Source organism: Azoarcus sp. L1K30 (assembly GCF_018122735.1).
Classification (GTDB): domain Bacteria; phylum Pseudomonadota; class Gammaproteobacteria; order Burkholderiales; family Rhodocyclaceae; genus Parazoarcus.
The window spans coordinates 3520527-3547177 of record NZ_JAGRRD010000001.1 but is presented as its reverse complement, the minus strand read 5'-3'; the positions used below and the strand labels follow the sequence as shown (position 1 = coordinate 3547177).

General features: G+C 65.6%; 19 protein-coding genes. 7 read left to right on the top strand and 12 right to left on the bottom strand.

The window, feature by feature from the left end; all coding sequences use genetic code 11:
- Positions 1-32: 32 nt before the first annotated feature.
- From adeC to J5J83_RS16265, 3 genes are read right to left on the bottom strand one after another with little or no spacing between them, the layout of a single operon-like run.
- Entirely contained in the window at positions 33-1436 is a 1404-nt protein-coding gene (gene adeC, locus J5J83_RS16275) for an AdeC/AdeK/OprM family multidrug efflux complex outer membrane factor (RefSeq protein ID WP_212350921.1), read from the bottom strand.
- A complete protein-coding gene (locus J5J83_RS16270) occupies positions 1433-4591 on the bottom strand; it encodes an efflux RND transporter permease subunit (RefSeq protein ID WP_212350919.1) in 3159 nt (1052 codons plus the stop codon). Before J5J83_RS16270 ends, adeC begins: the two co-directional genes overlap by 4 nt.
- Before the next feature lie 11 nt (positions 4592-4602).
- Positions 4603-5790, bottom strand: a complete 1188-nt coding sequence (locus tag J5J83_RS16265; RefSeq protein WP_212353287.1) for an efflux RND transporter periplasmic adaptor subunit — start codon at positions 5788-5790, stop codon at positions 4603-4605.
- Between the two features lie 170 nt (positions 5791-5960).
- Here J5J83_RS16265 and J5J83_RS16260 point away from each other — a divergent pair, with 170 nt between their 5' ends.
- The 3 genes from J5J83_RS16260 (at position 5961) to J5J83_RS16250 (ending at position 8899) form a co-directional block, all read left to right on the top strand.
- Positions 5961-6599: a TetR/AcrR family transcriptional regulator gene (locus J5J83_RS16260; RefSeq protein ID WP_212350917.1), complete on the top strand. Its 639-nt coding sequence runs from the start codon at positions 5961-5963 to the stop codon at positions 6597-6599.
- Positions 6600-6757: 158 nt separating this feature from the next.
- Positions 6758-7765: an adenosine deaminase gene (locus J5J83_RS16255; protein WP_212350915.1), complete on the top strand. Its 1008-nt coding sequence runs from the start codon at positions 6758-6760 to the stop codon at positions 7763-7765.
- Positions 7766-7798: 33 nt separating this feature from the next.
- On the top strand, positions 7799-8899 hold the full coding sequence (locus tag J5J83_RS16250) for a BMP family ABC transporter substrate-binding protein (protein WP_212350913.1): 1101 nt from the start codon (positions 7799-7801) through the stop codon (positions 8897-8899).
- A gap of 30 nt (positions 8900-8929) precedes the next feature.
- On the opposite strand, the gene J5J83_RS16245 is transcribed toward J5J83_RS16250, so the two are convergent.
- Positions 8930-10012 carry a metal-dependent hydrolase gene (locus J5J83_RS16245; protein ID WP_212350911.1) on the bottom strand — a complete coding sequence of 361 codons (1083 nt, stop codon included), beginning with the start codon at positions 10010-10012 and terminating at the stop codon, positions 8930-8932.
- Positions 10013-10129: 117 nt separating this feature from the next.
- Between J5J83_RS16245 and J5J83_RS16240 the strand changes: the two genes are divergently transcribed.
- Positions 10130-10423 carry a hypothetical protein gene (locus J5J83_RS16240; RefSeq protein ID WP_212350909.1) on the top strand — a complete coding sequence of 98 codons (294 nt, stop codon included), beginning with the start codon at positions 10130-10132 and terminating at the stop codon, positions 10421-10423.
- 217 nt (positions 10424-10640) lie between these two features.
- Here J5J83_RS16240 and J5J83_RS16235 read toward each other — a convergent pair whose 3' ends face one another.
- The 5 genes from J5J83_RS16235 to J5J83_RS16215 all read right to left on the bottom strand — a co-directional run bounded on the left by J5J83_RS16235 (position 10641) and on the right by J5J83_RS16215 (position 16773).
- Positions 10641-13715 carry an SMC family ATPase gene (locus J5J83_RS16235; protein WP_212350907.1) on the bottom strand — a complete coding sequence of 1025 codons (3075 nt, stop codon included), beginning with the start codon at positions 13713-13715 and terminating at the stop codon, positions 10641-10643.
- Positions 13712-14857, bottom strand: coding sequence for an exonuclease SbcCD subunit D (locus tag J5J83_RS16230; RefSeq protein WP_212350905.1), 1146 nt, complete (start codon positions 14855-14857; stop codon positions 13712-13714). The genes J5J83_RS16235 and J5J83_RS16230 overlap by 4 nt, the downstream gene beginning before the upstream one ends.
- 127 nt (positions 14858-14984) lie before the next feature.
- Entirely contained in the window at positions 14985-15233 is a 249-nt protein-coding gene (locus J5J83_RS16225; RefSeq protein WP_212350903.1) for a PsiF family protein, read from the bottom strand.
- A 51-nt stretch (positions 15234-15284) separates the two neighbouring features.
- Complete coding sequence (locus J5J83_RS16220) at positions 15285-15689, bottom strand: H-NS histone family protein (RefSeq protein ID WP_249115754.1); 405 nt, start codon at positions 15687-15689, stop codon at positions 15285-15287.
- An 88-nt stretch (positions 15690-15777) separates the two neighbouring features.
- On the bottom strand, positions 15778-16773 hold the full coding sequence (locus J5J83_RS16215) for an alpha/beta fold hydrolase (protein WP_212350901.1): 996 nt from the start codon (positions 16771-16773) through the stop codon (positions 15778-15780).
- A 125-nt stretch (positions 16774-16898) separates the two neighbouring features.
- Here J5J83_RS16215 and J5J83_RS16210 point away from each other — a divergent pair, with 125 nt between their 5' ends.
- From J5J83_RS16210 to J5J83_RS16200, 3 genes are all read left to right on the top strand, one after another.
- On the top strand, positions 16899-17630 hold the full coding sequence (locus J5J83_RS16210; protein WP_212350899.1) for an SDR family oxidoreductase: 732 nt from the start codon (positions 16899-16901) through the stop codon (positions 17628-17630).
- Positions 17631-17693: 63 nt separating this feature from the next.
- Positions 17694-19811: a 5-histidylcysteine sulfoxide synthase gene (gene ovoA, locus J5J83_RS16205; RefSeq protein ID WP_212350897.1), complete on the top strand. Its 2118-nt coding sequence runs from the start codon at positions 17694-17696 to the stop codon at positions 19809-19811.
- Positions 19808-20224: a secondary thiamine-phosphate synthase enzyme YjbQ gene (locus tag J5J83_RS16200; RefSeq protein WP_349251909.1), complete on the top strand. Its 417-nt coding sequence runs from the start codon at positions 19808-19810 to the stop codon at positions 20222-20224. Before ovoA ends, J5J83_RS16200 begins: the two co-directional genes overlap by 4 nt.
- A gap of 43 nt (positions 20225-20267) precedes the next feature.
- Here J5J83_RS16200 and J5J83_RS16195 read toward each other — a convergent pair whose 3' ends face one another.
- From J5J83_RS16195 to sppA, 3 genes are all read right to left on the bottom strand, one after another.
- Positions 20268-23381, bottom strand: a complete 3114-nt coding sequence (locus J5J83_RS16195) for an efflux RND transporter permease subunit (protein WP_212350895.1) — start codon at positions 23379-23381, stop codon at positions 20268-20270.
- On the bottom strand, positions 23378-24556 hold the full coding sequence (locus tag J5J83_RS16190; RefSeq protein ID WP_212350893.1) for an efflux RND transporter periplasmic adaptor subunit: 1179 nt from the start codon (positions 24554-24556) through the stop codon (positions 23378-23380). The genes J5J83_RS16195 and J5J83_RS16190 overlap by 4 nt, the downstream gene beginning before the upstream one ends.
- Before the next feature lie 238 nt (positions 24557-24794).
- A complete protein-coding gene (gene sppA, locus J5J83_RS16185) occupies positions 24795-26612 on the bottom strand; it encodes a signal peptide peptidase SppA (protein WP_212350891.1) in 1818 nt (605 codons plus the stop codon).
- Positions 26613-26651: the final 39 nt, after the last annotated feature.

Here is a 26651-nt window from a genome sequence, read left to right as displayed (position 1 = left end):
CCAGCCGGCTTTCGTACCGGAATGACATCACCCTATTGCCAACCGCCACCCATCACCTTGTACAGGGCAACCCGGTTCGATGCCTCGGACAGACGCACGGCGATCAGCTCCTGCTCGGCAGCATACCGCGAACGCTGCGCGTCGAGCAGAACAAGATAACTGTCTATACCGTTGCGGTAGCGCGCATCCGACAAACGATAGCTTTCCGCACTGGCTTCGACCAGCTTGCGCCGCGCATCAAGCTGGTCGCTCAGTGTTGCACGTTCGGCCAGCGCATCGGACACCTCGCGGAACGCGAGCTGGACCGCTTTCTCGTACTGGGCGACCTGGATATCGCGCTGCACCGTGGCCACGTCTAGACTGGCGCTGAGCGAACCGGCATTGAAGATTGGCAGACTGATTTGCGGCACGAAGGTCCACGTGCCCGAACCGGACCCGAACAATCCGTCGAGACTCGAGCTCGCCGTACCGGCCGTCGCCGTCAATGAAATGCGCGGGAAGAACGCGGCGCGGGCGGCACCGATGCTCGCGTTGGCCGCCTTGAGCGCGCGCTCGGCCTGCAACACGTCGGGGCGACGCACCAGGACCTCGGACGGGACCCCCGCCGGCACGTCGGCAATGGCGCTGACTGCGTCGACGAGTTTGTGCGCCTTCAGCGCGGCCGGCACCGGCGTGCCAACGAGCAGTTCGAGCGCGTTTTCGTCCTTCGCCACCTGTGCCGCATAGCGCGCCGCATCGGCACGCGCACGCTCCATCGCGCTTTGCGCCTGGCGCAGGTCGAGCGCCGACACCGCGCCGGCATCGAAACTGCGCTGCGTCAGATCGACCGATTTCTGTTGCGTCTGCCAGGTGTCGCGCGCCAGATCGCGCAGTTCGCGGTCGGCCGCCAGCGTGAGCCAGGCATTCACCACTTCGGCGACGAGGCTGATCTGCGCGCTGCGTCGGGCCTCTTCGGTACCGAGATAGGTTTCCAGTGCCTGATCGCTGAGACTGCGCACGCGCCCGAAGAAGTCGAGCTCCCAGGCTGCGATGCCGACGGTCGCCGAGTACTGGCGCGAGATCCTCGGCTCGCCACTGTTCGTGAGGTCGCCCGGCAAACGCTGGGCATTCTGACCACCGTTCAGGTTTACCGCCGGATACTCGCCGGCGCGCTGGATGCGGTACTGCGCACGTGCCTTCTCGATATTGAGCGCACTGACACGCAAGTCGCGGTTGTTGGCCAGCGCCATGGTGATGAGCTCGCGCACGCGCGCATCGGCAAAATAGTCTCGCCAGTCGATATCGGCGACCGCGGTGGCCGCTGCGACCGGCTCGCCCTGACCAGCCCAATTCGCGGGTACTGGCGCGGCCGGACGCTGATAGTCCGGAATCAGGGTGGTGCACGCGCCGAGCAGGCTTGCCGCCACGGCAATGCTCAGGCTACGAATGGAACTCATGTCCGGTCCTCCGGAGCGGCCGCAGTCACTGTTTCAGACTGCGGCCTGTCCTTGAAAATGCGCTTGATCACGACGTAGAACAAAGGCACGAAGAAAATGCCCAACGCAGTCGCGGCAATGGTGCCGCCGAGCACGCCGGTACCAATGGCGTTCTGACTGCCCGAACCTGCCCCGGTTGAAATCGCCAGCGGCAGCACACCGAGACCGAAGGCGAGCGAGGTCATCAGAATCGGGCGCAGTCGCATCCGTACCGCGGCCAAGGTAGCCTCGATCAGGTCCTTGCCCGCTTCCATCTCGGCCTTGGCAAACTCCACGATCAGAATGGCATTCTTCGACGACAGGCCGATGGTCGCCAACAACCCCACCTGAAAGTAGATGTCGTTCGACAGTCCGCGGCCGGTAGCCGCAAGCAGCGCGCCGAGCACGCCGAGCGGCACCACCAGCATCACCGCGAACGGCACCGACCAGCTCTCGTACAGTGCCGCCAGGCAGAGAAAGACCACCAGCAGGGACAGGGCATACAGCGCCGGCGCCTGGGCACCCGAGCGACGCTCCTCGAACGACGTGCCGCTCCACTCGAAGCCGATGCCCGGCGGCAGCTTGGCCATGATTTCTTCCACCGCGTTCATCGCCTCACCCGAGGACAGACCGGGCGCCGCCTGCCCCAGCACCTCGATCGAGGGCTGACCGTTATAGCGCTCGAGGCGGGGCGAACCGAAGGTCCAGTGCGCTTTGGCGAAGGCCGAGAACGGCACCATCTCGCCATTCTTGTTGCGCACGTACCACTTGTCCATGTCTCCAGGGGTCATGCGCGCAGACGCTTCGGCCTGCACGTAGACCTTCTTGATGCGGCCGCGGTCGATGAAGTCATTGACATAGCGACCGCCCCAAGCCGTGGCCAGCGTGTCGTTGATATCGGCAACGGTCACGCCCAGCGCCCCAGCCTTGGCGTGGTCCACCTCGAGCCTGAACTCGGGGGTATCGTCCTGGCCATTCGGCCGCACCCCGACCAGACGCTTGTCCTGTGAGGCCAGGCCGAGGAACTGGTTGCGCGCGGCGACCAGCGCCTCGTGCCCGAGTCCGGAGCGGTCCTGGAGCTGCACGTTGAAGCCATTCGAGGTACCGAGCTCGATCACTGCGGGCGGCACGAAGGCAAACACCATGGCCTCGCGGATCTGCGAGAACGCGCCCATCGCGCGCCCCGCGACCGCCTTCACGCTCATGCCCGGCCCCTTACGCTCGCTCCAGTCCTTCAGGTTGACGAAGCCGATGCCCATGTTCTGCCCACTGCCGCCGAAGCTGAAGCCAGCCACCGTAAACAAGGCCTTGACAGTGTCTTTCTCGTCCTCGAGGAAGTGCTTCTCCACCTTCTTCAGCACCTCGATCGTGCGCTCCTGGGTCGCCCCGGCCGGCAGCATGATCTGGTTGAACATGATGCCCTGATCCTCCTCCGGCAGGAAGGAGGTCGGCATGCGCACGAACAGGAAGCCCAGCGCCACGACGATGGCGACATAAATCAGCAGGAATCGGACGCTGCGCTTGAGCAGACCGCCGACCACGGATTCGTAGCGCTGCGTGTTGCGCGCGAACATGCGGTTGAACCAGCCGAAGAATCCGGAGAACATCCCGCCTTCACCGATGTCATGACCCTTTTCGACCGGTTTGAGCATGGTCGCGCACAAGGCGGGGGTGAAGACGATCGCAACCAGTACCGACAAGGCCATGGCGGACACGATGGTGATGGAGAACTGGCGGTAGATCACGCCGGTCGAGCCGCCGAAGAAGGCCATGGGCACGAACACCGCCGACAGCACGAGGCCGATACCGACCAGCGCGCCGGTGATCTGGCGCATGGACTTGCGCGTCGCCTCCTTGGGCGGCAGCCCCTCTTCGCTCATCACCCGCTCGACGTTCTCCACCACGACGATGGCGTCATCCACTAGCAAGCCGATGGCAAGCACGATACCGAACATGGTCAGGGTGTTGATCGAGAAGCCGAAGGCCGCCATCACGCCGAAAGTGCCGAGCAGCACCACCGGTACGGCAATGGTCGGAATCAGCGTGGCGCGGATGTTCTGCAGGAACAGGTACATCACCAGGAAGACGAGTACGATCGCCTCGAGCAGGGTCTTGACCACCTCCTCGATCGAAATGCGCACGAAAGGCGTGGTGTCATAGGGCACCACGACGTCGATGCCCTGGGGGAAATAGCGCTTCATCTCGTCGAGCTTGGCACGCACCGCCGTCGCCGTCGCCAGCGCATTCGACCCTGCGGCCAGCTTGATGCCCACACCGGCTGCAGGGCTGCCGTTGTAGCGCGCCACGGTGCCGTAGTTCTCGGCCCCGATCTCGACGCTGGCCACATCGCCCAGACGCACCTCGCCGCCCTGCGCGGACGTGCGCAACAGAATGTCGCGGAACTGCGCCGCCGTCTGCAAGCGGCTTTGCGCCGTGATCGACGCAGTGAAACCCTGCCCCGACACGGCCGGCGTGCCACCCAGTTGACCGGCCGATACTTCGGTGTTCTGCGCTTCGATGGCCGTCTTGACATCGGCAGGGGTGAGCTTGAAGTTGTTGAGCTTCTCCGGCGACAACCACACCCTCATGGCGTATTGGGAGCCGAACACCGTCACTTCACCGACACCGGTCACTCGCGACAGCGAATCCTGCACCGACGACACCACGAAATCGGCAAGGTCGACGCCAGTGCGCGTGCCGTCGGGCGAGACGAAACCGACCACCATCAGGAAGTTGCGCGCCGACTTCGCCACTTGTACGCCCTGGGCCTGCACTGCCGTCGGCAACAACGGCATGGCAAGCTGCAGCTTGTTCTGCACCTGAACCTGGGCGATGTCGGGATCGGTCCCGGCATTGAAGGTCAGCGTAATGGAGGCCGAGCCGTATGCATCGCTCGACGAGTTCATGTACAGCAGGCCGTCGAGCCCGGTCATCTTCTGCTCGATGATCTGGGTGACCGACTCTTCCACGGCCTGGGCGGATGCGCCCGGATACTTCGCATTGATGACCACGGCCGGGGGCGCGATCGCGGGGTACTGCGACACAGGAAGCTCGAGGATGGACAGGGCCCCCGCAAGCATGATGACCAGCGCAATGACCCATGCAAAGATGGGCCTGTCGATGAAGAAGCGAGCCATTTTTCAGACCCTCACTTCGCTGCCGGCGCGGCAGCCGGGGCAGAGGCGCCCGCCTCCTGCGCCTTCACCTGGGCGCCGGGACGCACGCGCTGCAAACCGTCGACGATGATACGGTCGCCGGCGGACAAACCAGCGGTCACCACCCACTTGTCCCCCAGCGAGCGACTGGCGGTGACCTTGCGCTGCTCCACCTTGTCTTCCGCCCCCACCACCATCACCACCGCATTACCCAGTGGGTCGCGACTCAGGGCGGCATGCGGAACCAGAATCGCATCGTCGGCCTGGCCCTGGGCCAGACGGGCACGAACGTACATGCCGGGCAGAAGCTCGCCCTTCGGGTTGGGAAACACGGCACGCAGGATCACGCTGCCGGTGCCGGCATCGACCGTCACCTCGGAGAAGGCCAGCTTGCCTTCCGCCCCATAGAGGCTGCCGTCCTCCAGGACCAGCCGCACGGGAACGTTCTGCGCGCCGTTGCGGCTGAGCTTGCCCGCTTCGGCAGCGCGCCGCAGACCCAGCAACTCGGCACTCGACTGGGTGACATCGACATAGATCGGATCCAGTTGCTGGACCGTCGCCAGCGCCGTCTCCTGATTGGCGGTTACCAGCGCCCCCTGCGTCACCGCAGAGCGTCCGATTCGTCCCGAGATCGGCGAGGCGACATGGGTGAAGTCAACATTGATACGGGCGGATTCGACCGCCGCGCGCGCAGATGCGACATCGGCCTCGGCCTGCTTGAGCGCCGCCACTGCATCGTCGTTCGCCTGCTTGCTGACCGCTTCGATCTTGACCAGATCGGCGTAGCGTCCGGCCTTCAGGCGCGCACTGTGCGCATTGGCTTCCGCACGGACCAGCGCCGCCTTTGCGCTCTCATACGTTGCGTTGTACACGGCCGGATCGATCTGGTAGAGGGTCTGTCCGGCCTTGACTTCGCTGCCTTCGACGAACAGCCGCTTCTGCACGATGCCGGTGACCTGGGGCCGCAATTCCGCAACGAGAAAGGGGGTCGTCCGTCCCGGCAGCTCGCTGATCAGGGGCACCGACTCGGTGGCGGCCACGACAACCCCCACGGTGGGGGCCGGCGGCGGACCACCTGCCCCCTGGCCGCCCTTGTCACCACCGCTGCAGGACGCAAGAAGAAAGATGCCGGCCAGTGCGGCGGCGAGCGATTTGGCAAGCTGTGGAGCGCGGTTGTGCATGGACATGCCTCTCGAGGATTTCGGATTGGTGCAAGCGCCTTCCTGGGTAAAGGGAGACGACCACCAGGATTGTAGAATGCTTATTCTAGATTGAACGCTCATTCTATGTTAAGGTTCTGGCCTGTGCAAGTCAGTTAAAACACATTCTCATTACGGATTGGAGACAAGCCATGAACGCGGATGCGCAACCATCCACCGACTCTTCCCGCGCCGAAGCACGCCGCAGCCAGATTCTTGCTGCCGCTTCCGACTGCTTCCGTGCGCACGGGTTCCATGGTGCCAGCATTTCGCAGATTTCCAAGTCCGCCGGCATGAGCGCGGGACACATTTATCATTATTTCGAGAACAAGGAGGCCATCATTGCCGCCATCGTCGGCGACGACCTCGATCAGTTGCTGACGCTCAGTGCCTCGTGGCGAGCGGCGGCCGATGTGCTCGACGCCATGCTCGAAGGCATTGAGGAGGGCGTCGGAAAGAAGCTCGACAGGAACGTCGCCAGCCTCAAGCTCGAGATCCTCGCCGAAGCCTCACGCAACCCGGAGGTGGCAAAGATTGTTCGCAGCGTCAACCAGCGCTGCAATTCGAGCATCTCGGAAACGCTCCGGCTGGCACGCGCCGCCAGGGGCCTGAGTACGGACGACACCACCATCGCCAGCATCGTTGAAGTCATGACGGCCATGTTCGAGGGGCTGTTGGCACGCAGCGTCCGCAATCCCGACTTCGATGCCGCATTGATCGCGGCGGCGTTTCGACGCGTCGTGCGCGACCTCGTCACCGGCCCCGGCTTCGAACACGTTTCGCGTCCATGAGCAGACGGCTCGATCGCGCCCTGTCTGAGTCAATTCATGGTGGGGATTGCTCCCGGACTGCCCCCCCCCATCACGCACTGACACCATGATCTTCCTGAGGTATTCTGCGGCAATGCAGCACGACATGCGGCCGGCACAATCCCTCCCTGGAGATCGCAATGGACCTCGAAAGCTACGTACGCGCCTTGCCCAAGGCCGAACTGCACCTGCATATCGAAGGCTCGCTCGAGCCCGAGCTGATGTTTGCGCTCGCACAACGCAATCACGTGGCGCTGCCGTGGCGCAGCGTCGAGGCCACGCGCGCCGCCTATGATTTCAGCAACCTTCAGAGCTTTCTCGACCTGTACTACGCCGGCGCGGCCGCGCTGATCCACGAGCAGGACTTCTACGACCTCGCCATGGCCTACTTCGCCCGCGCCCGGGCTGACGGCGTCGTGCATGCCGAGTTGTTCTTCGACCCCCAGACCCACACCGCCCGCGGCATCGCATTCGACACCGTACTGGATGGTCTGGAACGCGCCTGTGACGAAGCACGGGTGCAGTACGGCATCAGCTCGCGCCTGATCCTGTGTTTTCTGCGCCACCTCAGCGAGGACGACGGCTTCGCCACGCTGGACCAGGCCGTACCGCACTTGAACCGCATTCACGGTGTCGGCCTCGATTCATCGGAAAATGGGCATCCACCCTCCAAATTTGCCCGCCTGTTCGGGCGCTGCCGCGAACTGGGCCTGCACGTCGTCGCCCACGCCGGCGAGGAAGGCCCACCGGCCTATATCGTCGAAGCCCTCGACCTGCTCAAGGTCGAACGGATCGACCATGGCGTACGCGCTGCGGAGGATCCGGCGCTGGTCGAACGCCTGGTACGCGAGCAGATTCCACTCACTGTCTGCCCGCTGTCCAACGTCAAGCTGTGCGTCTTCCGCACGCTTGGGGAGCACAACCTGAAGCAATTGCTCGACGCGGGGCTGAAAGTCACGATCAACTCCGACGATCCGGCCTACTTCGGTGGCTACATCGGGCAGAATTTCCTCGCCACCGCCGAAGCCCTGAAGTTGAGCCGTGCCGAGCTCAAGCGCATCGCCCGCAACAGCCTCGAAGCGAGCTTCGTCACCGAAGTCGAGCGCGCGCCCTGGCTCGCACGCCTGGACGCACTGCCCGAAAACTGATCTCTCACGTCTTCCACCGCCCGGAGTTCGCCCATGACTGACCGTCGTACCGTCCTCAAGTGGAGTGCAGCACTGGCTGCGACCACGCTGCTCCCCGTTTCGGCCGTGAATGCACAAGGCAGCGGGCCGTTGAGAGTGGGTTTCGTCTACGTCGGTCCGGTGGGCGAGGCGGGCTGGACTTACGCCCACGACCTTGGCCGGCGTGCGGTCGAAGCGGCCTTCCCGGGCAAGGTGAAGACGACCTTCATCGAGAGCGTGGCTGAAGGCGCGGACGCCGAGCGCGTCATTCGCAGCCTGGCACAGGACGGACATGGCCTGATCTTCACCACCTCGTTCGGCTACATGGACGCCACGCTCAAGGTGGCCCGCCAGTTCCCGAAAGGGGTGTTCCAGCATGCCACCGGCTACAAGACGGCGGCCAACCTGGGCACCTACGACGTCCGCACCTACGAGGGCGCGTATCTTGCCGGCGTCGTCGCCGGCAGGATGAGCAAATCCGGCAAGCTCGGTGTGGTCGGCTCGCACCCGATTCCGGAGGTCATCCGCAACATCAATGCCTACACGCTGGGTGCGCGCAGTGTGAACCCGGCCGCCAGCACGCGGGTCATCTGGGTCAATTCCTGGTTCGATCCGGGCAAGGAGCGCCAGGCCGCGCTGACCCTGCTCGCGCAGGGCGCCGACGTGCTGATGCAGAATACCGACTCACCGGCCGTGCTGCAGGCCGCGCAGGAAAAGGGGGCCTATGCCTTCGGCTGGGATTCCGACATGTACGCCTACGGTCCGAAGGCGCAACTGGCCGCCAGCGAGATCAACTGGGGGGTGTGGTATGCCAAGGTCGTCGGCGAAATGCTCGAAGGCACGTTCAAGCCACAGCAGCAGGTATGGTACGGCCTCAAGGAAGGTGCGATCGACCTCGGCCATCTTGGCGACATGCTGCCGTCCGACGTGAAGCAACTGGTCGCCGAGCGCCGTCAGGGCATCATCGACGGCAGCCGCCCGGTGTTCGCCGGACCGCTGCATGATCAGGGCGGCAAGGAGATTGTCGCCGCCGGAAAAGACATGGACGACAAGGACAAACTGGCGATGAACGACTATCTCGCAGGCGTCGAAGGCAACGTCCCCGGGGGCAAGTAGGCGCTCGACCTCGCGGCGACGCGAGGGGGCTCAATCCCCGATCCACCGGCGTCCGCCGCCTACCCGTTCGAAGATTTTCCACCCCTCGGTCGCACCGCCACACAGACCGTAACGAAACGGCGCACCGGCGCGCCCAGGGGTGTCGAAACGCAGGTCGACGAAATTTACACAGACGCTGCCGCCCTCTGCCGGCTCAACCTGGTCGAGCATCGGGAACATTGCGAACCAGCGGTAGAAGGCGAATTGCTCTTCCGCCCACACCTGTCGTGCAAGCGCGGTGACGTCAGCATCTCCGAATACCGGACGGGTGATCCATTGCGCCATCGGCAGCGGCCGGTAGGCCGCCGACAGGCGGCGGATGAAATTGTCGGTGTCGTCCGCGCGCAGCGGTTCGCGACGCCGTGTATTGATGTGGGCAAAGTGATAGCGCTCGCCGTCGAACACCACCGCCGTCCAGTTGAATGGCGACGCCGGCCGCGGCACCGCATCCACGCTGACGATGCCGATGCCGTTCGTCTCGGCATGGGCACGCGCGAACGCGATCGCATCGGTGCGCGCCGCCGCGCTCAGCCCCACCCAACCGACGAGCGCCATCAGTGCCAGCCCTGCCGGCAGCCGGCTGCGACGCCAGAACGCGCTCGCCAGCAAGCCGGTGACGATGATGCCGGTAACGCCCAGATCGATGATGAAAGTCGTTCCCCAGCCAAACCGCCGGTCCGAGAACGGCGCCAGAATCATGGTGCCGAACTGGGTGATCAGGTCGCCGAGGATGTGGATGAAGATGCCGGCGCAGGCGATCAGGTAGAACGCACGCCAGCTTGCCGGCGCCTCGCGTCCGCGTCGCAGACGGAACAGACCGGCCATCAGCGCTGCGACCAGCAAGGCCCAGATCGGCATCAGCAGCAGGGAGTGGGTGACCCCCCGGTGCCCGCGCAGATAGGTCAGTTCGGACACGAACCCGAGGACGAAATCGACGTCAGGAAAGGTCGCGGCCGCCATACCGACCGCGACAGCCTGCCAGACCGGCGGCGGCGGCGCACCCGCCACGCCTTTGCGCGACGCCAGCAAACGCCCGGCAAGCGCGCCGGAAAGAGCATGGGTCAGGGTATCCATGGCGGATTTGAATGGAGATGACGAGAATCGTTCCCGCTACGCAAACAGCGCCGACAGGGAACAAGCCGCCACGTCGTCAATCGAATTCCACTCCACCTTCCGCACGGAGCACACAATATGGACGACCCCGTCTCTCCCGCGTGGAAGGTCGCGTTTTACACATCACTGCAGGCATGGTACGGGGGCGAAGCGGCGCTTGAATCGCTCGATTTCGTATCGGAGGAGGACGCGGTGATCTGGGCCCGCACGCAGGCAATGGGACGTTTCCGTCTGGCCGAGCTGAGTCGGGGCCTGGAACTGAAAGCTCTCTACCTCGAACCGGCGCCCGACCCTGCGCTGATGCGGCAGGAACGGGTGGAGATTCCTGCCGTGGCGCGCACCGACCAGGCGCGCAGCCACCATCGGCAATAGCCGGGTCAGGCAGCCTGCAGCGTGCGCGGACGAACCCCCAGGTAGCAGGCAGAAACCTGAATGAAATGTGTCAGGGTGTCTTGGCTCATGCATCACCTCTCGTTATGGTTGTTGAAGACCCGTTTCTGAGCGGCGCACGCGTGCACGGGTTCCCAAGCCGAATGCAACAGAGTATTGCTCCGGCATTGCGCCAGCCATCCATCTGCCTTCGTCACGGTCACGCCCGGATGCGCACCCTGCTGCCCCTTGTCCCCTGCACCACGTCGATGGCGACATCGATCTGCTGCTTCATCTCATCGACATGGGAGATCACGCCCACCATGCGGCCGCGCTGCTGCAGGTCGATCAGGGCCTTCATTGCCATGTCGAGCGACTCCGGATCGAGGCTGCCGAAGCCTTCATCGATGAACAGGGTATCGAGCTGCACGCCACCGGCGTAGGCCTGCACCACGTCGGAAAGGCCGAGCGCCAGTGCCAGCGAGGCCATGAAGCCCTCGCCCCCGGACAGCGTGCTCACCGGCCGCGCCCGGCCGGTGTAATCGTCCATCACCTCGAGGTCGAGGCCGGCCGCACGGCGCGCATCGGCCACCTCGTCGCGCCGCTGCAGCAGGTAACGCCCGCGGCTCATTGCCCGCAGGCGCAGGGAGGCGGCACGCAGCACGTCGTCGAGCAGGGCCGCCAGCACGTAACGCTGAAAGGTGAGATTGCGACCATTGTCGCCGTTGGCAATCGCCGCCAGATGACCGGCGACACGGTATTCCACTTCGATGCTGCCGGTTTCGCGATCGATTTCCGCCAGCTTTGCCAGAGCGCTGACGATCTTGTCACGTTCGACCTTGCGCTGGCCGAGCTCACCCAGCACGACATCCAGGCGCGCGCGCAGCGCCGTCGCCGTTGCGTCAAGCGCCACGAGGTCAGGCCGCTGCAGCCCCTCGATCGCGGCCTCGGCGAGCTTGCGCCGCTCGCGTGCCGCGGCATGGCCCTCGTCGAAGCGGCTCAGTTCGGCCGCCAGCGTGTCGATCGCAGCCGGATCGAGAAGCGCATCGCGATAGGCGGGCTCATCGGCAAATCCCGTGGCCGCAAGCGCAGCAGCGAACGCTTCAGCCGCGCCGGCCTCGCGGCCGGTGGCAGATGCCAGCGCCTTCTCCAGTTCGTCCTGCCGGGCACGCAGGGCGGCGTCCTCACTGACGGCCTTGTGGTGCGCCGCCTGGGCCTGACTCAGCGCCTGCTCGAGCGTCTGCCGATGGACACGGGCCCGCGCCAGCGCGGCACCGAGCGCGGCCGGCTCCCGCAAGGGCTCCGGAACCGCAGCGCGACGCTCCTCAAACACCTGCCGCGCCCCCTGCTCCTCGCTTGCAGCCCTGCTGGCCGCACCACGGGTCTCGTCCACTGCCGCCGCAGATTTCAGTTGCGCAGCCTCGAACGTGGCGAGCTGCGAGCGCGCTGACACGAGTTCCGTCTGTGCGGCAGTGGCGGCCCGCAACTGCTCGCGCAGCGTAGCGACCGTACCCGGCCCCGACTCCTCCTCACCTGCGCTCGCATTCAACGCCGCCATCAAGGCATCGACCTCGGCCTGCGCGGCCGCGGTTTGCCGCGACGCGGTGTCGAAGGCGGTACGCGCCGCTTCGCGGGCCTCTTCGGCACGACCGACGGCTTCACGCGCCGCCTTGAGCGCGGCTTCGGTCGGCAGTTCGCCATCGAAACGGGCTGGTGCGGGGTGCTCGGCGCTGCCGCATACCGGGCAGGGCGCACCATCATGCAGATGGCGGGCGAGAATCGCGCCCTGAGCCTGGCGCCAGGTGGCGTCCAGTACCTCGAACGCCTGCCGGGCGCTGTCGCGGGCGGCGGCTGCCTGATCGAGTACACGCTGCTGCGTGGCTTCAGCGTGCAGGAAGCCGTCGCGCTTGCGCTGCTGCTGCGCCAGATGGTGCATTGCACGTTCGCGCTGCTCGGCCTGCTTGAGTCGCAGCTCCAGTGCCTCGACGCCCGCCGCCTGCGGCTGCAATGCCTCGATCCGCTGTGCCAGCGCAAGCCGGCGCGTGCCGAGTGCTTCCGCCTCCTTCGTCGCCGTGGCCAGCGCCGCGTCGGCCACAGCCCTGGCCTTCTGCAGCACCTGCAGTTCGGATTCGGCCTGCGCTAGTTGCTGTACTTTCTCCGCCAGCCCCTCCAAGCGCAGCACTTCACGCTGGGCAGCTTCGCGTGCCAGCACCTGAGCGTCCCCATGCTCACGCGCCAGCACCTGAGCCGCCGCGCGCAGCACATCGGCAAGCCTGCCCGCCTCTTGCGACAGCCTTGTCACCGCCTCACGAGCGCCTTTCGCCTGATGACGCGCGTCACTCAACGAACGGTCGGCTGGCAGCACCTGCAAAGCCTTGCGTGCCATGCCGAGACGGCTGCGCTGGCGATCCGCTTCCGCCTGACGCGCTTCGAGCGATTGCATGGCTGCCACCGCCGCCTCACGCTCGACGAAGCGGGCGTCGAGCGCCCGTGCCGCCTGCAAGGCAATCCGCGCCTGAAGGTCTGCTTCACGTGCGCGCTTCTCGTCTTCGACCAGCGCGCGCAAGGCCTCGTCCAGCGCCTGACGCTGGGCAGCAAGGGCTTCCGCTGAGTCCGCCCCGGCCTGCTCCAGCAGGATCTGGCGCTGCATGCGGGCATGCTCGGCGCGTTTGCTCAAGGCGGCGGCCTCGGCCTTGAGCGCGTCCTGCACCCGCTTGTAGGCGATGGTGCCGAACAGGGTTTCGAGGATCTTCTCACGCTCGCCGGAGCCGGCCGCCAGCAGCTTGCGAAACTGGCCCTGAGGGAGCAGGACGACCTGACGAAACTGTTCGGCTTCGAAGCCGAGCAATCTGGTGACATCCTGTGTCACGTCGGTGCTCTTGCTCGACATCGGCTCCCAGCCGTCGCCGTCGGCTGCCGCGTCGAAACGGTACAGGGCGGCCTTCGCCGGCACCTTCACCATGGTGTCGCCGCTGCGGGTCGCGCGCTGCGCCGGGCGTTCCTGCTCGGGCGTGCGCTGCACCCGGTAGCGCTCACTGCCAAGGGCGAATTCGAACTCGACCTCGGTCAGCACAGCGGGGTCGGCGTGATGGCTGCGCATCTCGCGTGCGCTGCGCTCGCCACCCGAGGTGTCACCGTAAAGCGCACAGGTAATGCCGTCGAGGATCGAGGTCTTGCCCGCACCGGTGGGTCCGGAGATCAAGAACAACGCGCCTGCCGGCAACAGCGTGAAGTCGATCTCCTCGCGGCCGGCGAACGGACCGAAGGCCTGCAGGACGAGTTTGAGCGGCTTCATGCGTGGCGCCCTTCGTGTTCGAGCGCATCGACGATGCGGGCAAGCACCGCGGAACCGGCCCCGTCGAGCGCCTGCCCCGTCATCTCGGTGTAGAAACCGGCAAACAGCGCGTCGATCCGGACTCGCCTGTGATCGGCCGCCGCCCGCCCTTCGCCCTCGCCATGCAGCGCCGGGCGCTCGATCGCCAGCGCGTTGGGATAGGCCGAGCGCAGCTTGCCCATCGCGTCGAGCAGGGCGCCACTGTCACTGAGACGGGCCAGCACATAGTCGGCGCGGCCCGGATCATCGGCAGCCGCGGCAACGATGTCTTCGAGCCTGCCTTCGACAATGCGCAGATCGCGCCGCGGCTTGAGCGCGATCTGCTCCACACGGCACTGCCCGGCGCCGTCGAGCTCGACCAGGTTGACCGACTTGAGGTGACCGGCTTCGGCGAAGGAGTACTTGAGCAGTGAACCGGCATACTGCACACGATCGCTTCCGGCGCGCTGCGGCCGATGCAGATGCCCGAGCGCGACGTAGTCGAAGCCCTCGAACACGCTGGCATCGACGGCACCGGTACCACCCACGGTCAGTGGCCGTTCGGACTCCGACTCGCTGCCGCCGAGCACAAAGGCATGCGCCATCACGACCGAACGCACGCCTTCTGGGTGGCTTGCCCGAATCGCGTCCAGTTGGGCAGCAAGCGCAGCGTGGTGATCATGGATCGTGTCGTCACCCAGCGCCGCACGCACCAGCGCAGGCTCGGCGTAGGGCAGGGGATAGACCGCGACCTCGCCGTCCGCATCGCGCAGCATCAGCGGCTGCACGTTTGCGCTCACCGGCCCGCACACGGTCAGTCCGGCCCGGGTGAGCAGACTCGAGCCGAAGGCCAGCCGGTCGGGACCATCGTGATTGCCGGCAATTACGACCACCGGAATCCCGAGCCCCGAGACCAGCTCGGTCAGCACCTCGTCGAGCAGGCGCACTGCATCGGCAGGCGGCACCGAACGGTCGTAGATGTCGCCCGCGATCAGGATTGCATCGGGACGCAGTTCTGCGGCGATGCGCACGAACCCGCGCAACACATGCGCCTGGTCTTCCAGCAGCGAAACACCGTGATAGACGCGGCCAAGATGCCAATCGGCAGTGTGGAGGAAACGCATTGGAGCCCGGTCAGCCATGTTGTCGGGGTGGAAGTGTCGCACACCCTCCCCGACTCATGGGCCGCACATCGCCCCTCAGCCCGCCACGTCCGGACGCATCCAGGACGCGCCCACCATGCGGGAACGCTCAGTTGGCGCCCACCCCGTCGCGCACGCATTTCTTGGTGAAACTGGTCTTGGCGGCGCCCGCAAGCTTCTTTTCGGCTGCAGCCGTTTCACAGCGGGTCTGCGTATCACGCTCGCACTTCTTCATGAAACTGGTCTTGGCGGCGCCCGCAAGCTTCTTCTCCACTGCAGCGGCGCTGCAACTCATGTCCTCCGCATACGCCGAAAACGCGAACAGGCCCAGCAGGCCCGCAATAAAAACTCTTTTCATCGTGGCTCTCCGTGGTGTTGCAGTCTGTCGATAAAGCAGGTTGAAGCGGGTTCAACTCAAATTCACGCGGCGGGGCCTGGGTGCGAGCTTCTCCGCAGCGATCGCGAGCGCGTCCATCGATCCGCCATTGGCCCGCCACGCCGTGACCCAGTGCGGCGGGCGACCGCGGCCCGACCAGGCGAGGTCGCGATTGCTCGGGTGGCGATATCTTGCCGGGCGCGGCTTCTCGGTGTCCGCTGCCTTCACGTGATCGGGCGCGCTGCGCTCCACGATTCTATCCGTAACCGTCGGACTGAAGACATCCTCCAGCGCAAGCCCGTGTTCGCGCGCCAGCGTCTCAAGCTGCCTTCGCAGTCGCGTCTTGCACGCGGACTGCTGGCGCTCGATCTGGCGCGCGATGCGAACCTCGAGTGTCTTGAGTTGGGTAAGACTATAACTTTTCAGGTCGATGACCATGATGCGTGCGGCGATCCTTGCGTGACTGAATCAGTGTTCAATGATGCCACGACGCACGACGAAGAGCGCGGCGAATATACAACTAAAGTCAGGGGCTGGACGAACGCGCGGTCGATCGCAAGCGCGGTGACTTGGCCGCGACGGCAAGGGTGGGCAAGGACGACTTCGGATCGACGTCGGCGGCGGCCGATGGCGCCACAGCTGGCGCGGCGCGCAGGAACGCAATGATGTTGTTCATGTCCTGCGCCATGTCTTCGAAGGACGCGTGATTCCCGGGCAGGGTGAGCAGCTCCACCCTGTCGTGGGCACGCGCCGCGTGCAGGCGGGAGGCGTCTGCCACCGGCACCACTTCGTCATGTTCACCATGCACCAGCAGCACCGGACAATGCAGGTGAGCGATACTGGTCAGCGGCGCAATGTCGTCGAAACGAAAGCCGATGGTCGCCTGCACGTAATCGAGGATGTAGGCCTCGATCCAGCGTGGAATGCGCTTGGCGGCGAGCCAGCTGCGCATCATGTCTGCCGGATGGGCAAAGGCCGACACACTGACGACGGCCGCCACTTCGCGACGTCGTGTTGCTGCCAGCAGCACCGCGCCAGCGCCGACCGAATGGCCGAGCAGGACAAGCCGGCCAGTGCTCGACCCCGGGCGCGCCACCAGCCACTCGAAGGCGGCCTCCACGTCCTCGGCGAAGCGTGGCAGCGAGGCGAAGCTGTCGCCATCGGAGCGCCCGTGGCAGCGCGCGTCGATGAACAAGGCCGCCCATCCCGCTTCGTGCAATGGTCGCGCCAGCGGCAGCATCATCTGCGCATTGCCGCCCCAGCCATGCAGCACGATGACCGTTCCCGCCGCGTCGGCATCGGGATCGGGTGGAATCAACCATGCGTGCAGACTCTTGCCGTTGGCAGTCGGGATAAATTCGGTCGAAAACCCCAGCCCAAGCGACTCGGGGCCTGCGGTCTCGGCAATCCGGGGCGCAGCAAGCCCGGTGCGGATTGCGTAACGCATACCCGCGCGCAGGGCGAGCAAAACGCCACCGAGCGCAAGCGGATACAACAGATGAAAGGGCTGAAGGCCGGTCATGGAGAAGAAAATATCAGAGCATGGCTTTGCGGGCAGCGCTTTCGATCAAAGAGGCAGGCATGCCGGCAACTTGATCCGGACGCCAATTACTGCCCACAATCGGGTTTTCTCCACAGGAAGAAGGCATGCGCGCCATTGTGACCGGACATAGCCGCGGGCTCGGCGCGGCGATTGCTGAGAACCTGCTCGAGCGCGGCGTCACCGTGCTCGGAATTGCGCGCCATGGGAATGCCGGCCTTGCAACGCGCTTTCCGGGGCTGCTGCGGCAGACCGCACTGGATTTGTCGAAGCTCGACGCACTCGACGACTGGCTGAGCAGCGGCGAACTCGCCGGTTTCGTCGGCGCCGAAAGCCCGGCGATACTGATCAACAATGCCGGCCTGCTCCAGCCCATCGGTCCGCTCGGCACACAGCCGGCGGGCGGGATTGCGCAGACCGTCAGTGCCAACGTGGCGGCACCGCTCATGCTTGCCAATGCCTTTGCAGCGGGCGCCAGCGCCGCGCACCCGCGACGTATCGTGCACATCTCCAGCGGCGCCGCACGCTCGCCTTATAGCGGCTGGAGCGTATATTGCGCAACCAAGGCCGCGCTCGATCACCATGCGCGCGCCGTCGCCGAGGAAGCCCGGCCTGGCCTGCAGATCTGCAGTCTCGCCCCCGGCGTCGTCGACACCGACATGCAGGGCGAAATTCGCGCGACCGAAGCAAGCGCTTTCCCCCAGCGTGAGCGATTCGCAGACCTGAAGCGCAGTGGCGCACTCGCGCGCCCGGAACATTGTGCCGCTGCACTGGTCAGCCATGTGCTGTCGGATGCCTTCGGACGCACGCCGGTCGCCGACCTCAGGGAACTGGCCTGACTGCCGCCCCGGATCCGCCCCCCCACCATTTACCAAGACGTTCCGCCGATGCCCAGTGCCCACATGAATCCACTCTTTCCCCGCAGCCCGCAACTGGACGGGCAGGACGTCGAAGCCAAACGCGCCGAACTGCTCGACTACTTTCGTGCCACCTTCGATCGCTACGAATCGCTGTTCGAGGTCCTCGTCGGCGAGACGGCCTACACCATCAAGCCGATCAGCCTGCGCCATCCGCTGATCTTCTACTTCGGTCACACGGCGACCTTCTTCGTCAACAAGTTCATCCTCGCCGGCCTGATCGAAGAGCGCATCGATCCGCGGCTCGAGTCGATGTTCGCGGTCGGGGTGGACGAAATGAGCTGGGACGACCTCGACGACGCGCGGTACGACTGGCCCAGCGTGGCCGAGGTCGCCGACTACCGGCGCAAGGTGCGCGCCATGGTGGAGCGGGTCATCCGCGACACGCGCTTCACGCTGCCGATCGGCTGGAGCGATCCGATGTGGGCGGTCCTGATGGGCATCGAGCATGAACGCATTCACCTCGAAACCTCATCGGTGCTGATCCGCCAGCATGCGCTCGACTTCGTCAGGCCGCACCCGGCATGGCAAGCCTCCGCCGAACATGGCATGGCCCCGGAAAACACTCTCGTCGACATCCCGGCAGGCACCGTCAGCCTGGGCCGCGCGCTGGACGACCCCTACTACGGCTGGGACAACGAGTACGGCCGTCACAAGGCTGACGTCGCCGCCTTCAAGGCGGCACGACACCTGGTGTCGAACCAGGAGTTTCGCGCCTTCGTCGAGGCGGGCGGCTACGCGGACGACAGCCTGTGGGACGAGGAAGGCAAGGGCTGGAAACGCTTTGCCCGCGCCGAACACCCGACCTTCTGGATACCGGACGGCAAGGGCTGGAAGCTGCGCCTGATGACCGCGGAGGTGCCGATGCGCTGGAACTGGCCAGTGGAGACCAACTGTCTCGAGGCGCGCGCATTCTGTCGCTGGAAATCACGCGAAAGCGGCCTGCCGGTGCGGCTGCCGACAGAAGACGAATGGCATCGCCTGTACGACCATGCGGGACTCTCGGACGTACCTCACAACGCACCGGCGGGGGCCAATCTGCACCTCGATCATGGTGCCTCGAGCTGCCCGGTGGATCGCTTCGCCCACGGCGAGCTCTTCGATGTGGTCGGCAATGTATGGCAATGGTGCGAGACGCCGACCTATCCTTTCGACGGCTTCGCGGTGCACCCGATCTATGACGACTTCACCACGCCGACTTTCGACGACCGTCACAACATCATCAAGGGCGGCAGCTGGATCGCCACCGGCAACGAGTCGCGCCATGCGTCGCGCTACGCCTTCCGCCGCCACTTCTTCCAGCACGCCGGCTTCCGCTACGTGGTCACCGACACCCCGGTCACCAATCCCGCATCGGCCTACGAAACCGACGCCTTGCTGTCGCAGTACGCCGAGTTCCATTACGGTGACGAGATTTTCGGCGTACCCAACTTCCCCAAAGCGCTTGCCGACATCGCCATCGACGCCCACAAACGCCTCGGCAATCGCAGCTTCGAGCGCGCACTGGATCTGGGCTGTGCCACCGGTCGTGCCAGCTTCGAGCTGGCGCGCGCCTTCAAGCGCGTGGTCGGGATCGATTTCTCGGCACGCTTTATCCAGGCCGGAGTCAAGCTCGCCGAAAGCGGCAGCCTGCGCTACACCCTGCCGGACGAGGGCGAGCTGGTCAGCTACCACGAGCGCCGCCTGGACGAGCTCGGCCTCGCCGACACCGCCGGCCGTGTCGAATTCTGGCAAGGCGACGCCTGCAACCTGAAAGACATCCACACCGGCTTCGACCTCATCCTCGCCGCCAACCTCATCGACCGTCTGTACAGCCCGCGCCGCTTCCTCAGGGACGTCGCCCACCGCCTCAATCCGGGCGGACTGCTGATCCTGGCTTCGCCCTATACCTGGCTGGAGGAACACACCAGGCGCGAGGAGTGGATCGGCGGCTTCAAGAAGGATGGCGAGTCGTGGACCACCCTCGATGGCCTGAAGGAGATCCTCACGCCACAGTTCGAACTCGTACAGGGACCGCAGGCCGTGCCTTTCGTAATCCGCGAGACGCGGCGCAAGCATCAGCACACGCTGTCGGAGCTGACGATTTGGAAACGCCGGTCGTGACCCGTCAGACGCGTTTCACGATCTCGACGCGTGCCCGTGCGATGACCGACGTCACCGCCGAGGTCGCCGCGCTGGTTGCGCACAGCGGTGTCGGCAGCGGCATCGCCAATATTTTCGTGCGGCACACCAGTTGCGCATTGCTGATCACCGAGAACGCCGACCCGGACGTGCGTCGCGACCTTGAGACACTCGCCCGGCGCTGGGCGCCGGACGGCGATCCGGCCTATCGTCACGCACTCGAAGGCGACGACGACATGGCCGCCCACGCCCGCAGCGTACTGACCGCGGTGTCGCTGACCGTGCCCATCGCGAACGACAGGCTGCTCCTCGGCACCTGGCAGGGCATCTACCTGTGGGAGCACCGCAACCAGGGGCACGAGCGCGAGATCGTCGTCACCATCATCCCGTGTTGACATCTCAGGGGCAGACCCTACACCCCCTGCCGCCGTGCACCGGTCAGCTTGCGGGCGAAGCCTTGCCGTAAAGCCTGCCGATCCAGTCCTTGAAACTCTCCAGCAAGGACAACAGCGCCGGCACAAAGAACAGGACCAGCGCTGCCGACACGCCCAGTCCAAACGCGATCGAGGTCGCCATCGGGATCAGGAACTGGGCCTGCAGCGAGGTTTCGAACATCAGCGGCATGAGCCCGCCGATGGTGGTGAGCGAGGTCAGCAGCACTGCGCGCAAACGCCCGCAGGCGGCACCGATCAGCGCGTCATGCACATCGGCCCCCTTGTGATGCAGGTCCTTGAACAGGCTCACCAGGATGATGGAATTGTTCACCACGATGCCGGACAGGCCGAACAGGCCGAACATCGACAGAATGGTGAGATTCATGCCCAGCAGCCAGTGGCCGAAAATGGCACCGGCAAGGCCGAGCGGGATGGCCGACATCACCACCAGCGGCCAGCTCCAGGATGCGAAGGACCACACCAGCACGAGATAGATCAGGCCGAGGCCGATCACCAGACCATTGCGCATGTCGGCCATGGTTTCGCGCTGGTCGGCCGAGCGCCCTTCGAAGCTGTAGGCGAGACCGTATTTTCCGGCCAGGCGGGGCAGGGCATCGCGCAGCAGTTCGGCCTGCACCGCATTGGCATTGGTGCGATTGGTATCGACCTCGCCCGAGACTTCGACCGCGAGCCGGCCATCGGCATGACGCAGCGCCTCGAAACCGCGGCGTGATTCCCAGCTGGCCACCGTGGCCAGGGGCGCAAAGCTGCGGTCGGGCAGACTGACGCTCAGGCGCTCGAACACATCGAGACGTTCGCGCTCATTGCGTGGCAGCATCACCCGCACCTCGAGTTCATCGCGGCCAACCTGCACCAGCTGCGCGAGATGGCCGTCGAAGGCCGCACGCAACTGCCGGCCGAGGCTCTCCGTCGTCAGACCCAGCGCCTCGCCGGCCGGCGTCAGCCGATACACCAGCTGTTCCCGTCCGAAGGGCATGTCGTCCTCGGTTTCGCCGACCCCGTCGATGCTCTTCATCGTTTCCGCCAGCTCGAGTGCCGCGGCCTTGAGCGATTCTGCGTCGTCACCGGTGAGGCGCACATTGAGATCGCGTCCTGGCGGTCCGGACTGGCGTGAGTTGAAAGTAAGCAGTTCGAGACCCGGGGGCTCGACCAGCTTGCTGCGCCAGGTTGCCAGAAAGCGCTCATTGCGCACGCTGCGCTGGTCCGGCGGGCTGAGCTCGATCATCATCGACGCAAGCTGGTCGCCCTTGGCCGCGGCACCGGCCGCGCTGCTGATCGTGCCGCCCAGGCGGGACACCGCCGTGTGCACCAGGCCATCGCCCAGTTCGCGCTCGGTCTCGGCCAGGGCGCGTTCCATGTCGGCGAGAAAAGCCGCGGTCTGAGCCCGCGGCGTGCCGGCAACGAACGTGGCATTGGCATAGACCACCTGTCCTTCCGGCGTGGGGAAAAACACGAAGTTGATACGCCCGCCGGCCAGCAGGCCGATGGCCAGCACCATCGTCGCCAGGGTGATGGCGACCGTCGTGCCGCGCCAGTCGAGCGCCAGCGTCGCCGCGCGACGGAAGGGACCGTCGCGAAACCCCGCGAAGGCCGCATCGAGGCGCTGGCGCAGGCGCGAGGTCTTGCGCGACAACTCGCCCTGCAGCGCATGCTTGAGGTGGGCGGGCAGGATGAGAAAACTCTCGAGCAGCGAGGCCAGGATCACCATGACCATGACAAAGGGAATGTCACCGAGAATGTTGCCGATGATGCCGCCCACCATCATCAGGGGAATGAAGGCGGCCACCGTAGTGAGCGATGCCGCCAGCACCGGCAGCAGCATGCGCCTGGCCCCGCCCAGCGCCGACTGTTCCGGCCCTTCGCCCATGCTGCGATGGGTATCGGCATCCTCGCTGACCACGATCGCATCATCGACGATGATGCCCAGTGCCATGATCAGTGCGAACAGGCTCATCATGTTGATCGTGCCGCCGAACACCAGCATCAGCCCGAGCGTGCCGAGAAAGGCCGTGGGAATGCCGACCATCACCCAGAACGCCACCCGCGCCGGCAGGAAGGCATACAGCACCAGCACCACCAGCAACAGGCCGGACAGTCCGTTGTTGATCAGCAACTGGATGCGGTCACGAATCAGCTCCCATTGCGCGTCGTAGACCTCGAGCCTGATCGAGGCCGGCAAGGTCGGACGCGTCTTCTGCAGCCAGGTATCGAACACCTGCGCCGCCTTCAGCGAATGCCCGCTTTCGGCGCGCTGCAACTGCATCTCGATCACGACGTCGCCGCCCTCGCTCAATGCCAGCGCGCCCGCGCGCGGCTCGCGGGTGACGGACGCGAGCTCGCCCAGCGTAATCCGCCCACGGGCATCGCTCACAACCGCGAGGTTGTCGAAGGCAAGCGCATCGCGGCGTTGTTCCAGGCCACGGATCTCGCGCGCGCCATCCTGCTCGCCTGCCACCCCGGCCGGTACGTCGCGCGACACCTGGGCAACGCGTTCGCCGACATCGGCCAGCGACAGGCCGAGCGTTTCCAGCGCCGCCGAGGGCAGTTCGATCGCAATCCGCTCTTCCGGCATGCCGGTAATGGTGACCTTGTCGATGCCGCCCGCGAGCAGCTCGCTTTCGAAGCGCCGCACCCAGGGGCGCAACTCCGCGACGCTGCTGCCACGAATCAGCAGGCGCGCGATCTGGTCGTAGCGCGAAACCCGGCTGACCTGCGGCGTTTCCGCATCGCGCGGCAAATTGCGGAACTCATCCACGCGCTGCCGCACCTGATCGAGCGCCTGCAGGGGCTCCGTGCCCTCGCGCAGTTCCAGCGTGATGCTGGATACCCCCTGCGCCGACGTAGACGACATCTTCTTCAGGCCGTCGACGGTCTTCAGGCGCTCCTCAAGCGGCGTGGTGATGCCGATCTCGACATCCTCCGCGGAGGCGCCGGTCCACACCACGCGCACGGAGATGATGTCGAGCTCGAAGGTCGGAAAGAACTGCACGTTCATGCGCGTGATGCCGATCACGCCGATGACGAAGGCGAGCAGCATCAGGACGTTGGCCGCCACCTTGTGGTGAACCAGCGCCGCCAGCAGGCCGTGTTGCTTCATGGCTCGATCACCTCGACCGCGAGACCGTCGATGGCGTTGGGCAGGTGCGTGTGCATCACCCGCTCGCCGGGCCGTGCATCGGCTGCACGAACCAGCAGTTGAACGGCGTCCGCCTCGCGGCGCTCGCCGACCCGTGCCACCTTCAGACTCACCAGACGATCATCGCGCACGGCATAGATACGGTCGCCGCCGTGCAGGGCGGAATAGGGCAGCAGCAGCACGCCGGAGACGCGCGGACGCGCCAGCACCGCATTGACGAAGGCGCCCACCGGCAGGTTGGCACCGTTGTCGATACGCAGCAGAACATCCACCCCCCTCGCGTCGGCTTCGCCGCCGATGCGCTCCAGACTGGCACGAATGGTGGTGGCGCCGAAATCGGCCGTCGCTTCCAGCTGCTCCCCACGGACCAGCGCCATGCGCAATTCCTCGGCATAGAGGGCGGGCACGCGGGCGCGCAGGAAGAGCGCGTCCGAAGCATACAGGCTGAGCAGCGTCTGACCCGGCTGCACTTGGTCACCCGCCGCGACTTCGACCTTGCCGATGCGTGCGGCGAAAGGCGCCACGATCTCGCCCCGGCGTGCGTCGCGTTCGGCTTCGGCCAGTTTCGCCCGCAGTTGCGAAAGGCGTGCGGGATGTTCGGCGATGGCCTGCTGGCGCTGGGTCAAGGACAGTCGCACCCGCGCCAGCTCCTCGCGCGCCTGATCGAATGCGCTCTCGGCGCCCAGCCGCGCATTGCGCAGTTTCTCGAAGCGTGCCTGCTTGGCTTCGGCCAGCGCCAGCAGGGTTTTCTCGTGCTCGATCGCGGCCAGATCGCTGCGATGGCGGATGATCTCGCGCTCGACATCCCCGCGCGCTTGGGTCACGCGCGGCTGAAGATCACGCGGATCGAGTCGTGCCAGCACGGTCCCGGCAGCAACCCGATCACCGTCGCGCACCACAACGTCGAGCAATCGCCCGGCCACCGGCGCAGCCGCGCGCACCCGGTCGGGTGCCTCGATGCGCCCGTACAGCACCAGCGTCGGTCTGGCGGTGACCGGCTCGGCCACCATCGCCTCCACGCGCCAGACTCGCTCGCGCGCTTCGACCACTGGCGGCGCAGGACGCGTCGACTTGAGCAGGACAAAGATGCCAACGGCGGCGGCGATGATGACGAGGGGAAGCAGGCGGCGACGCATGGGGATTCATCCGGTCGTGGAACAGAAGCCAGCACCTCTCAAGGGCGACCGTGGGCCGACCGGCTGCAACAGGCAATGAATTCCAATTCCGCTTGTTTATTAGCGAAAACTGATTTTACTGAATGCGGCGGAAGCGGGTCGAGACATTTCAAGCCTTCGTGCAACACGACATCGGCCTGCCCGACCCGGAATCGGACGCCTTCGACCACCGCCAGGTTCCCCTACGCGATCGAAGCGCTCAGGGCGCCTCGCACAGACAGTGGGCGTAAATGTGCTGCGGATCGTTCCAGTTCAGCAGCGCACGCGCATCCGCTTCGAGCCTGCTCAGCAGTTGCGCGACCGGCGCAGTGGAGCTGTGTGTCACCCCGCCTGCCAAGCCGCTGAAACTGAGGAAACGTTGCACCAGCATCTGCCGCGGCGACAGCCCCACTGCCGGCCACAGCAGCGCATAGTCCTCGAGCCCGGCGCGCTTTGCAGCCGCCTTGACGGCCGGATCGATACCGCCGAGTGCGTCGACCAGCCCCAGCCCGAGCGCGGCTTCGCCGGTCCACACCCTTCCGCGCGCGACCTGATTGACCTCGTCGGTCTTCATGCCACGCCCCTCGGCGACGATCTGCAGGAAGCGTCGATAGCCGTGCTCGATGCCCAGTTGCATGGCATCGGCAACGTCGGGGTCGAGCGGGCGGCGCGGGTCGAGCGCCCCTGCAAGCGGCCCGGTTGCCACCCCATCGACGGTCACGCCAATGCGACGCAGGGGCTCGGCGAACTCGGGAAACAGCGCGAAGATGCCGATCGACCCGGTGACGGTGGTCGGCGATGCCCAGATCTCGTCGGCACCTGCCGCAATCCAGTAGCCGCCGGACGCCGCAACCGAACTCATCGACGCCACCACCGGCTTGCCCGCCTTGCGCATGAGTTCGAGTTCATGACGGATCTGCTCCGAGGCCCAGGCACTGCCGCCGGGGCTGTCGATGCGAATAACGAGCGCCTTGACCGTGTCATCTTCGCGGGCCTCTCGGATCAGGCGGGAGAAGGTCTCGCCCCCCACCACTCCGGGTGGTTGCTCGCCATCGGTGATTGCCCCCTGTGCCACCAACACCGCAATGTGATCCGAAGACGGCTTGCGTGCGGCACGCAACGCAGCCAGGTAGGTGTCGGCGTCGATGCGGAGGAAATCCTTGCCGGCGCCGTCGGCGCCGAAACGCTCGATGAGTTGGGCACGCCATTCGTCACGGGTCGAGAAGCGGTCGATCAGTCCGGCGCGGCGCGCCGCCTCGGCCGTATCGCCGGCAGTGGCGGCGAGAGCATCGCGATAATGGACGATGTAGCCATCGAGCGTCTCGGGCGTGAGTTTTCTGGCCGCAGCCAGGTCCTTGCGCACGTGTTGCCACACGCCTTCGAGCAGATCACGGGTCGCGCTGCGGTCCTCGTCGGACATGTCGCTGCGGGTGAAGGGCTCGGAGAAGGATTTGTACTCCCCGACACGGAACACGTGGACCTTGACCCCGAGCGTGTCGAGCGCGCCGCGGAAGTAACTCGTATAGCGCGACAGGCCGCTCAGCAGCACGAAACCGTCAGGCGCCATCTGCACGTCATCGGCGATGGAGGCGAGATAGTACTGTCCCTGGGTATAGCGATCACCGCGCGCCAGCACCGGTCGCCCGGTCGCCTTGAACTCGGCGATCGCCGCGCGCAGTTCCGCCAGCTTCGACAGACTGGCAGCCTCCAGATCGTCGGTCTCGAGCACGAGTGCGGCAACGCGGCTGTCGTCGCGCGCGGCACGCACGATCTCGAGCAAGTCATGCAGCACCGTCTGTCCGCCCTTGCCGTCAACCCCGAGCAAGGCCAGCGGATCGTCGAGCATGGCCTGCTCGACCAGTGCACCGGCAGGGCGAAGCACCAGGACGGCACCGTCGGGAACGTCCGGTTCGGGATGAAAGAAAACCGCGACGAGCCCGACGATCACGGCCAGCAGCGCCAGATTGACCACCGTGCGGCGGATCAGATCGACGAAACGCCAGAGTGCGCGCAACACCCGACCGAAAAACCTGAACATGCCACCCATCGCCGTGTTGCCTCGCTATTCGTTGATCAA